Origin of the sequence: Poseidonibacter sp. (genome assembly GCF_041821165.1) — a bacterium.
Classification (GTDB): Bacteria; Campylobacterota; Campylobacteria; order Campylobacterales; family Arcobacteraceae; genus Poseidonibacter.
This window is the reverse complement of the sequence record NZ_JBGUES010000066.1, coordinates 1-11,153: the sequence shown is the minus strand read 5'-3', so window position 1 is coordinate 11,153 and position 11,153 is coordinate 1. Positions and strand designations below refer to the sequence as shown.

Annotated in this window: 6 protein-coding genes and 2 pseudogenes; 2 read left to right on the top strand and 6 right to left on the bottom strand. The window is 25.8% G+C overall.

The features are described 5' to 3' along the window. The 3 genes and pseudogenes from ACERKK_RS06840 to abc-f form a co-directional block, all read right to left on the bottom strand. Window positions 1–290, bottom strand: a pseudogene (locus tag ACERKK_RS06840) (GGDEF domain-containing protein); the annotation flags it as partial. 33 nt (window positions 291–323) lie between these two features. Further along, entirely contained in the window at window positions 324–767 is a 444-nt protein-coding gene (locus tag ACERKK_RS06835; protein WP_373772339.1) for a GatB/YqeY domain-containing protein, read from the bottom strand. Window positions 768–818: 51 nt separating this feature from the next. Beyond that, window positions 819–2,768 carry a ribosomal protection-like ABC-F family protein gene (gene abc-f / locus ACERKK_RS06830; protein WP_373772338.1) on the bottom strand — a complete coding sequence of 650 codons (1,950 nt, stop codon included), beginning with the start codon at window positions 2,766–2,768 and terminating at the stop codon, window positions 819–821. Between the two features lie 280 nt (window positions 2,769–3,048). Between abc-f and ACERKK_RS06825 the strand changes: the two genes are divergently transcribed. Further along, complete coding sequence (locus tag ACERKK_RS06825) at window positions 3,049–6,036, top strand: FecR domain-containing protein (RefSeq protein ID WP_373772337.1); 2,988 nt, start codon at window positions 3,049–3,051, stop codon at window positions 6,034–6,036. Between the two features lie 28 nt (window positions 6,037–6,064). After that, complete coding sequence (locus tag ACERKK_RS06820; RefSeq protein ID WP_373772336.1) at window positions 6,065–7,411, top strand: surface lipoprotein assembly modifier; 1,347 nt, start codon at window positions 6,065–6,067, stop codon at window positions 7,409–7,411. On the opposite strand, the gene ACERKK_RS06815 is transcribed toward ACERKK_RS06820, so the two are convergent. The 3 genes and pseudogenes from ACERKK_RS06815 to ACERKK_RS06805 form a co-directional block, all read right to left on the bottom strand. Further along, window positions 7,408–9,582, bottom strand: a complete 2,175-nt coding sequence (locus tag ACERKK_RS06815) for a CHASE2 domain-containing protein (protein WP_373772335.1) — start codon at window positions 9,580–9,582, stop codon at window positions 7,408–7,410. The two genes, ACERKK_RS06820 and ACERKK_RS06815, sit on opposite strands and share 4 nt — an antisense overlap. Continuing rightward, window positions 9,583–10,113 carry an HD-GYP domain-containing protein gene (locus tag ACERKK_RS06810; protein ID WP_373772340.1) on the bottom strand — a complete coding sequence of 177 codons (531 nt, stop codon included), beginning with the start codon at window positions 10,111–10,113 and terminating at the stop codon, window positions 9,583–9,585. 468 nt (window positions 10,114–10,581) lie between these two features. After that, window positions 10,582–11,010, bottom strand: a pseudogene (locus ACERKK_RS06805) (GAF domain-containing protein); the annotation flags it as partial. Between the last annotated feature and the right edge of the window lie 143 nt (window positions 11,011–11,153).

Below are 11,153 nucleotides of genomic sequence, written 5' to 3'. Positions count from 1 at the left end.
CTTTTAAAGATAAAATCTTCTATTTTAGCTTGTATTTCTTTATCGAATAAAAGATTAACATCGGCATTTATTTTTAAAAATAGACGACTAATTTCATCATCTGTTTCTGAACAAATAGAAGGAATTATAGATTGCTCTAATAAAGAAGCTAACTCTTCTACATTTTCAGGAGCAACTCTTTTTAAAAGTAATGATATTAATCCTTCATTTGAATTAATATTATCATCATTTAAGTTGCTTTTTTCTTTTTCTGTTAATTGTTCAATTATATTTCCAAATTCATTGTGCATATTTCTAGTCCTAAGTAGTTTATGAAAAAATGGTTATGCTAAAAGTTTTTTAACCATTTCGTTTATTCTTTTTCCATCTGCAACACCTGCAAATTTCTTTGTTGCTTTACCCATAACTTTTCCCATATCTTTCATAGAAGTTGATGCAGTTTCAATTATAATTTCTTTCATTCCTGCTTCTAATTCTTCATCAGATACTTGTGCTGGTAAATACTCTTTAAATACATCTATTTGTTCTTGTTCTCTTGCTATTAAATCTTCTCTTGAAGCTTCTTTGTATTGAATAATTGCTTCTTCTCTTTGTTTAATACCTCTTTGAACAAGTTTTATAATATCTTCATCACCAAGTTCAATTCTTTCATCAACTTCAATTTGTTTAATCATAGTATTAATAGCTCTAATAGAATCTCTTTTTACTACATTTTTTTCTCTCATTGCTGTTTTTACATCATCTTTTAATTGTTGTTTTAAACTCATTTTTATTTTATCCTATAATAATATCGTGATATAATTGGTTATTATATCTTCTTATGAATTAAAGCTTTCTATTAGCTCTTCCAGTTCTAAAAATCTTTCGACTTTTTGCTCATAAATTTCTTCAACTTTTTTAAGTTCTTCAGAAACGGCAACTATACCTTTTTCTTCATAACATTTTGGATTCATTAAACACTCATTTATCTGCTCAATCTCTTCTTCTAGTTTTTCAATCTCTACAGGAAGCATATCGTAGTCTCTTTGGTCTTTATATGAAAGTTTCGTTTGCTTTTTTACATTTGTTTGAGCACTTGTAATTGTAGCTTCTTTTTTTATATCATTTTCTAAAATACTAAGGTCAGATAGCTCTTTTTCAATTTCTAAATATTCAGTATAAGGTTGGAAACTTTCCATGATTTCGCCATTACCTTTAAATACAAAAAGTTTTTTTGCAATCTTATCTACAAAATATCTATCATGAGAAACGATTATTAATGCACCTTGAAAACTTTGTAAATACTCTTCTAAAATATTAATAGTTGGAATATCTAAGTCATTTGTAGGCTCATCAAGAATTAAACAATCTATTTTTTGTGTAAATAATAAAGCTAATGCAACTCTATTTTTTTCACCACCACTTAATACTCCAACTTTTTTCTCTAAATATTCTCTAGGAAATAAGAAATTTTTTAAGTATCCATAAACATGTTGACTTCGTCCATCTTGTAAATCAACTCTATCTCCACCATTTGGACAGAATGTATCCATAAGGTTTCTATTATCATCTAAAGATTCTCTTTGCTGGTCAAAATATCCAACTTTAAAATCTCCTTTTTTAAATGAACCCTTATCCACTTTCATTTTTTCCATAAAGATTTTAAGTAAAGTAGATTTTCCACTTCCATTAGGACCTACAATTGCAATTGTATCTTTTTGAACAATTCTTGTTGTAAAATCTCTTATTAGTTCTTTATCTCCAAGTGATTTACAAATATCATCTAATTCATATAACATTTTCTTTTTGTTTTTTTGTTTGTCTTCTGTATTAAATGATTTTTGTTCTCTTTGAAGTTGAATACTCATTTTTTTAATATATGCAGGATTTGATTTAGCTTGTTGTTTAAGATCTAGATATTCAGATTTTCTTCTTTCATTTCTTTTTCTTCTAGCTGTTACTCCTCTTTGCATCCAATGAGCTTCACGTTTTACAAGTCTTAATAAATTATCATGATCTTTTTGCATATTTTCTAAAAGCTGCTGTTTTTGTTCTAAATAAGAAGAGTACCCACCATTAAATTTTCGTAGGTTTCCTCCATCAACTTCAATAACAGTAGTAGCAACATTATCAATAAAATATCTATCATGAGAAATAAATAAAAGTGTAAAATTATTTTTAAGTAGTAATTGCTCTAAAAATTCAACCATATAAACATCAAGGTGGTTTGTAGGCTCATCAAGAAGTAAAACATCTGGTTTTTTTAGTAAAAGTCCAGCTAAACTAACTCTTCTTTGCTCACCTCCACTTAATAAATTTACATCTTTAAATTCATATTGTTTTAGTTGAAACTCTTTTAAAACTCTCTCAATCATATTATCCAAATCCCATGCATCATGGAAATCTAAAAAAGTAGCTAATTGACTTTGTCTTTTAAGTAAATTTTCATCATCATATTGAGTTGCTAGTTTACTTGTAATATCTTCATATTCAAGTCTTGCAGATTTTAATTCATCTAATTGATTTTCAATCGCATCTCTAACATTAAGTCCATCTTTAAATCTTGGTTGTTGGTCTAACATTTCAATCTTTAAAGATTTATCAATAGCCATTACCCCAGCATCTGGTTCAGTTTGCCCCATAATAACTTTAAATAATGTAGATTTACCTTGACCATTTTGACCAATTACAGCGATTCTTTGCCCTTGGTTTAATGTAAAGTTAACATCTTTTAAAATTATTTTTGTATCGTATTGTTTTGAAATGTTTTGTAGGTCTATTAGTGCCATTAGTTTTATATAACTCCTGTAAAACTTATTTTATTTATAAGTTTAAATTGACTTTTATAGTTTAAATATATTTAAATTTAAAGTATATACTATATCTAAAAATCTGTTATAAATGGCTTTGTATTTTAGATATTGGAATTTGGAATAATTTTTTATTCTTTGATTTAGAGTATATTTGATACTTATATTAAATACTTGTATATTACTTTTACAACTTTGTTTTTTTGATAATTATAATTTAGATATAATACCGAGTTTTTACATAAAAAAAAGGTTAAACTTGCATTATATACTTTTATTACTCTTATTATTTTGTAGTTCGTTATTTGCATCAATTGGTTCAATTACTTCTTTACAAGGAAAAATTCTTATTGCTGTTCTTGGAAATGAAATTGAAAAAAAAGATATTATAAATACAAAAGAAAATTCAAAAGTGAAAATTTCTTTAAATGATAATACTATTGTTTCATTAGGAAAAAATTCAACATTAAATATTGAAGAATATATTTATGATGAAGATAAACCAATGACTTCAGGTACAAAACTTAACTTTGTAAAAGGTGCATTTCGTACGATTACTGGAAGAATAGGTAAAATAAACCCTTCTAAATTTAAACTAAAAACAAAATCAGCATCAATTGGTATTAGAGGTACTGAAATATATGGTGATCAAAATAAAGTTGCATGTACAAAAGGTGTTATTGATGTTACATCTTTTGGTGTAACATATATGGTTGAATCAGGAAATATTGTTGACACCTTTGTTGATAAGGTTCCAAATAAGCCAAAAGTCTTAGATAATAAATCATTTAAACAATTACAATCAGAACTACAAGTTAATAAAAAAAATAAATCTGTAGATTTTACAACAAAAAATTCTATTGATAAAAAAGGTACTACAAAAGCAAATGCTAAAAATGGTACTGTTACTATTAAAAAAGATGGAAGTGTTAACTATACACCAAAACCTGGGTTTGAAGGTACTGATACTATTATAATTACAAAAACAGAAGGTGAGGTAACTACTTCTGAAACTATCACAATTACAGTTTCTCAAAATCCAGAAATCCCAACGGAATTAAATCTTGATTCAGTAACTATAACAGGATTAGAAGAATTACAAGATGCTTCATTAATCGATAATAATACAGATTCTTCAAATACTAAAGAAGTTTCAACTACAGTATCAACAGAAGATGAAACACAAAATGTGACTGAAGAATCGAATAATTCAAAAAAAGATGAAAGCATAAAAACTGTTGCAAGTTTAAAAAATACAAAAATAAATGTAATAGAAGGAACAATTGTTACAAAAGAATTAAGTACAAATGCAACATTAAGTTATAAAGTAAAAGATGGAACAACTATACCAGCAGGGTTTGTATTAAATAGTAATGGAACATATAGTTTTGATGCAAAGAACAGTGAGTATAAGTCTTTAAATTTAAGAGATGTAAAAACATTATCTATTCCAATTGTAGTTACAGATGATAAAAATGTAACAAGTGAAGCTATATTAGAGATTAAAATAGATGGAACTACAAATGCTACAGGATACCAATTATCAGCATTAGTATTGAACCAAAATCAAAGTACTGAAGTTAATTATGGTTTTAAATTATCAGGAACTACTGCAATAGATATTTTTAAAAACAAAGTTAAATTAGCAGATTATAAACAAGATATCACTTATTTTAATTCAGGACTTACTGGTTTAGAAACAAGTATTTTAAAAACAGGTGAATTAAATCATGACTTTTCTAATCAAACAACTTATTTATCACATAGTGATATAGGAAATATATCTTTTTCTCATAAAATAAATGGAAATTCATATCAAGGAAATTATACTATTCATTCTGATAATTTAGGAGATTTTGTTATAGGATGGGCAAATAGCTCTTGGACGATTGATTCAAAGGTATATACTTATAATGATTTATTATATAGTGGACTAAAGTCAAATTCTACAATGTTAGATACTAATAAAATTTATACATATAAAGGCTTTAAAGGTTTAAGAGTTGATTATGATTCAAGTAATACTACATATTACTCTTATTTTACAACTCAAACTAGTACTTCTATACTACTTAATGCAAAAACTAAATCAATTACAGCAAGTAGTACTGAAACAAGTATAGAATCATCAGGTTCAAGATTTAGTGTTGCAAAGTTAAATGATGATGGCACGATAGCTGCAAAAACTTATCAGTATAAAGTAGATAATGAAGGAGTTGAAACAAAACTTTATAGTGATGTCTCTGGACAATTATATGGTAGCCAAGCACAAGGACTAGGAGGATATGGAACGATTGAAGAAAGTAAGGTATCTAGTAATGCCTCACAAGTAGAAGGTTTAAATATTAACTCTGAAGAAGTAGCCTCTAACCAAAGTGATAAATTAGCAGAAACTTTTTTTATAGATTCAAAAAAATCAAATACAAGTACTGGAACTGCAAATTATAATGGACTTTCTACTTTACTTAATACAAATAATAATCAAACCCATGAAACAAATAATGCAATAGCTTTTAGTGTAAATAAAGATACGGGAACTTTTACTAATGGTAGTATTTCAAAAGCGGACAGGAACTCTTTTACATTAAATGGAAATGTAAGTGATTTATCTTCTTATTATATAAATGATGACAATTTTGGAGTTAAGATAGCAAGCTATTCTGATACTAGTAAAAAATTAGTTGAAAATAGTTCATGGTTGGTATCAATAGCTGATGATATTGTAGATGGTAAATATGTTGAAAATCTTGATAATGAAAGTTCATGGGGATATTGGACTTCAAGAATTGAAGATTTAGAAACTAAAGAAATTACTAAAATAAATGCTTATTCAACATGGGTTGCAGGTATTCAAACAGATGCTGATGTTGTACAAAAATTAATTGATTCTACTGTTCTTAAACAACTTAACTTCTCAGGGCATATGATAGGTGCTGTTGTAAGTGGTTCAAGTTTTGATGCAATTAAATTTGATTCAAATAATGCTATAAATTTAAATTTTAATTTTGGTGCAGGAACAAACACTTTTAGTGGAGATTATGCTTTTAAAACAGCTTCTGGTAGTTCATTAAGTGGGAATTTTACAAATGGTACAGCTTCTAATAATGGATTTTCTTTAAATGATGAAGTAAATACTATTAATGGTAAATATTTTGGTACTGGTGAAATTAAAAGTGTAGGTGGAACATTTAACTTTGGTTCAGGTGAATCAAATGCAATTGGCTCATTTAAAGCTGATAAAAAATAATAATATAGTATAAGAATAGGAAATATTAATGAAAATTATAAATAAAAATAGTGCTTTTGTATGTAAGTCTTTACTTCTATTATCATTGGCACAATCTTTTACTTATGCCCAAGATACTATAAGTTCTTCTGGGATTTTAAAAAATAACAATTATGAAAACTCTTTACTTGCATATAAAAATAAAGATTTTTTATCTGCATATAATGGTTTTAAAGAATATTTACAAAACAATGACTTTTCAAAAGAAGTTACATTTATGTTTGCAAGAAGCGCTTTTGAAATAGGTAAATATGATGATGCATTAATTTCATATAAAAGAATTTTAAATATTCAAGAGAATAACTTAAGGGTAAAACTAGAATTAGCACAAACTTATTTTAAATTAAAAGAGTATGATAAGTCAGAAACTATATTTAAAGAAGTTCTATCAAATGAGATACCAAAACAAGTAAGAGAAAATATAGAGTTAAGTTTAGCAAGTTTAAAAACAAAAAATAAAAAGAGTTTTATTAAATCAACATTTATTTTTGGATTAGGATATGACTCAAATATAAATAATAATTCAGATATCAATAAATTTACAATTTCAAGTGGAACATTTCCTTTTAATAACCAACAAGATTCTGATGAAATCATAAATTTAGCATTGTCTTTAAATCACACTTATGTTCTTAATAAAAGTCTATTTATGGAAAATAAGTTTTTAGCATATACTCAACACTATACAACATTTAGTGAAAAAGATATTGATTTAATTGCATTAGGTTCTGCTTTATCATATCAAAAAAACAATAATAAATTTTCTCTAGGACTTGATTTTAATCATATTAATTTAGACTCAAAAAGTTACTTAAATAACTTCTCTTTAACACCAACACTTCAAACAATTATTAATAAAAAACTAATGTATGAGGGTTATTTTAAAATCAGTAAAAAAGATTTTACTCAAAGTTTATATCAAGCTAAAGATTCAAAAGTTTATGAATTATCAAATAAATTTATTTTTTCATCTCAAAATTATGGTACAAGTTCAATATCTTTTCTTCTAGGAACGGAAAAAAAAGATAAGGGATTAAGAACTGATGTTGATCAAAACTTTGCAAATATAAAACTTGATAATAAATACCCTTTAAATAAAACAATGTTATTAACAAATTTAATTGAAGTATCAAAGAATTTATATAAACAAAAAGATGTAGATTTTCTTACAAAACGAAAAGATAGATCATATACTATTAGTTCAGGAATTATTAAATCAATTAATAAAAATTTAGCATTAGGACTTAGTGCAAACTATACAGATACTAATTCAAATCAAAAAATATATGAATATGATAAGTATTCACTTAGAACAAATCTTTATTATAGTTTTTAACCTTTTGTATTATGTTCATATACACCTGTGAAATTTTTTGGAGGTGTTTGAATATACTCTTGACATCTTTTTATATAAATTTTATAAATATTTTTGTTAGTTTTCATATCATTATTTTGAAGTTTTATAAAAATATCTAAGGCATCTTTAAAATTTTGTTTTTTATATAATTCTATTGCTTTATGATATGAAAATAGCTCTTCTTTTTGTTCTGTATTTATATATGCTTTTCCATGAATTTGCCATATTTCAACAGGTTTATTTTTACCTTTTACTTTTACCAAATCAAGAAATCTAAAAATATACTCTTCTTTTAATTGCTCTTTTGTAAAGTTTGAAATATTAAGTTTTGAATCATAATATTTACATAAAGACTCAAGTCTTGCACCTAGATTAATCGCATCACCTATAACTGTATAATCACTTCTACCCTTGCTTCCCATTTCACCAACAACAGCAAGTCCTGTATTTAATCCAATACCAATATCTATAAAAGGTTTATTCTCTTTTGCAAATTGCTCATTTAATGCTTTTAATGATTTAATTTGAGCTAATGATGCAAGTACTGCTTTATCTGCATGATCTTTAACATTAGCAGGAGCATTCCAATAAGCCATAATAGCATCACCTATATATTTATCAATAGTTCCATCATGTTTAATAATTATGTTACTCATAGGCTCCATATATTCATTTAAATATGAAATTAACTCTTTGGCACTATTCATTTGTTCTGAAATTTTAGTAAAACCTCTAACATCACTAAAAAATACTGTAACTTCTTTTTCCATTGCTTGAAATTCACTATTATGTAAATCATGAAGAAGTTTATCCATTACATTTTTAGAAACTTTTGAGGCAAATTTTTCTTTAATTGCTTCTTCTTGTTTTATCTCATAAAAATAATCAAATAAAGTAGTAAAAACTGAACTTAACAATATTGTAATAATAGGAAAAAATATATTAAGTACAATTCCTTGCGTAAATAATATTTCATATATTGAGTATAAAGTTATAAAAGATACAGCAAGATAAATAATTGGATTTACAAAAAATGGAGTATAAGTTGTTGCTAAAACAACAAATATTGCTAATATAAATATTATAGCTATATTAGCTCCATCAATCCATGCAGCTTTGTAAATATAATCACCTTGGATAATATTATCAATAACATTAGCATGAACTTCAACTCCTGGATAAACAGATTCAAAAGGTGTTGCTCTTAAGTCAAGTAAACCAGCAGCAGAAGTTCCAATTAATGCAATTTTACCATCAATCTCTTTTTTATCAAAGTTATTATTATAAATATCAAGTGCAGAGTAATACTTAAAGTTTTTTTCTTTTCCTCTAAAATTTACTAATATTCTTCCATATCTATCTGTTGGAATTACCATATCTTTTAACGTTATATTTGAGACACCTTGCTCATTATAATTTACAAATACTTTATTCGTATCTGTAATTATTCTCATAACTTCAAGTGCTAAGGAAGGATATATCATATCATCATATGATATTACAAGAGGTACACTTCTAATAATTCCTGATTCATCTGGGATATTATTAAAAAAACCACTTGAGTAAGCATTATTTTGTAAAAGAGGAATATTTAAAATAGTACCCTTTGCTTTTATCATAAACTGTTCATCTAAAGTTTTATTTTTTTCAATGAAAATAGCTGGAATTTCAGGAGCAGTTTTTTTAACAAAATCTGTTTTTTCTAATTCAAATTGATAACCTAAAATCGTAGGAGTATTTGCAATAGTTTGAGCAAAATCTAAATCATAATTAGGGATATTATCTTTTTTAATCCCATATTTTTCAAATACACTATGAGGGGAGCTATTATCTTGTTCTGCAAAAACCATATCAAAAGCAATAATTCCAATATTTGATTGAGTTAAATTATTTAAAATAGTAGCGATTTTATTTCTAGACCATGGCCATTGACCCAAGGTTTCTAAAGATTTTTCATCTATATCAATTATTACAACATTTTGTGTATTTGGTATTTCACCTCTAATTGTAAAAAGTTTATCTCTTAGTCTATTATCAATTGAATCAGGTAAAGTAGGGTAGAAAATATATAATAAAGACAAAGAAAAAGCTATAAATAAAGATAAACCTAAATAGGTAAAAAATTTTTTAAAAGCTTTTTTTTGTTTCATCTAAATTGACTTAAATTCATCAATTTGCATTGGTAATAATTGATCTTTAGCATACTCTTCTAAAGTCTTACTATTTTGAAAGAATTTAAGTAAATCTGCATCAATTTCATTATCTTTAGCCATAAATGATAAAATTTTAAATACTTCAGAAAGTTTTTTTGCACCCTTATATGGTCTATCGCTTGCTGTTAATGCTTCAAATATATCTGCTAAAATCATAATTCTATCTTCAAGAACTAAATCTTTTTCACTTAAACCTCTTGGGTATCCTTTACCATTTAGTTTTTCATGATGATTTACTGCAATATGCACAACATTACTATATTTTTTTGGAAAAGGAAGTGCAGTTAACATATCATATGAAAGTTTTGCATGAGAATTCATAATTAGTTTTTCTTCTGCTGTTAATGTTCCTTTTCTAATTGATAAGTTATATTTCTCTTCATTTGTTAATAGTTGTACTTCTTTTCCATCTTTTAAATAAGTGTATAAAGATATTTCTTCTATTTTTTCAATATCTTCATCTCTCATAAACTCACCACCAATATTAACTTTTTCTAAGAAAAGAATATCTTCTTGTAAGTTTTTATTTCTAGTTTCATACTCGTCTTGAGATATTTCATTTTTTAATAATAAAATTTCAAAATCTCTTTTCATAATTTCAGCACGTTCTTTTATAATATCAATACCATCTAACATTAATTGTAATTTTGTAGCCTTATCAATAATTGATTCAGGCATAGAAATTTTACCAATATCATGCATTTTTGCTGCAAGTTCAATCTCTTGCATTTGATCTTTTGTATATTTAACATCTTTATATAAAGTATCATCATCATGAATAGCTTGAGCAATTAATGGTGCTAATTTTGAAACTTTATTTATATGACATAAAGTATGTTTTGATTTTGCATCAATAGCACTTGCAATTGTTGATACAAAGGCATTTAAAAATGCTTCTAAACTTGTAATTAATTGACTATTTGTTAAAGCCATTGCAGCTTGAGCAGCAAGTGCTTTTAAAATCTCTTCATCTACTTTATCAAAAGGTGTAACTCTTCCTGAAACTTTTGTTTTATTAATCAATTGTAAAACACCAATAACATCATCTTCATGATTAGTTAAAGGTATTACTAATACTGATTTTGTTTTATAACCAGTATTTTTATCAAAGTTTTTTGTACCAGAAAAATCATAATCATCATTTTCATAAACATTATTTATATTTATAATCTTTTTATCTAAAGCAGAAACAGCTGCAATCATTGATTTATTTAAAGAACCATCTTCTAAATATAAAGGTAAGGAATCCCAAGTAATTTCACTTTTTGTTCCACCCATATAAATATCTAATGGTTTATTTTGTACAACTTTAAAATCAAGAAAATTTTTATCTTCTGATTTTATATATAAAGTTCCAGCTTCACTATGTGTTAATTCTCTTGTTTAAGTTAAAATCATTTCAAATAACTTATCTTTATCTAACTCATTTGCAAGTTCTAGATTTATATCCATAATACGTTGAAATTTTACATGACTTAACATATCCGTTTCAATTTCACCTGAATTTA

Excerpts from the sequence above, each read along its gene's own strand:
- ACERKK_RS06835 (WP_373772339.1), bottom strand. The coding sequence starts at position 767 with ATGAGTTTAAAACAACAATTAAAAGATGATGTAAAAACAGCAATGAGA.
- ACERKK_RS06815 (WP_373772335.1), bottom strand. The coding sequence starts at position 9,582 with ATGAAACAAAAAAAAGCTTTTAAAAAATTTTTTACCTATTTAGGTTTA.
- abc-f (WP_373772338.1), bottom strand. The coding sequence starts at position 2,768 with ATGGCACTAATAGACCTACAAAACATTTCAAAACAATACGATACAAAA.
- ACERKK_RS06810 (WP_373772340.1), bottom strand. The coding sequence starts at position 10,113 with ATGAGAGATGAAGATATTGAAAAAATAGAAGAAATATCTTTATACACT.
- ACERKK_RS06820 (WP_373772336.1), top strand. The coding sequence starts at position 6,065 with ATGAAAATTATAAATAAAAATAGTGCTTTTGTATGTAAGTCTTTACTT.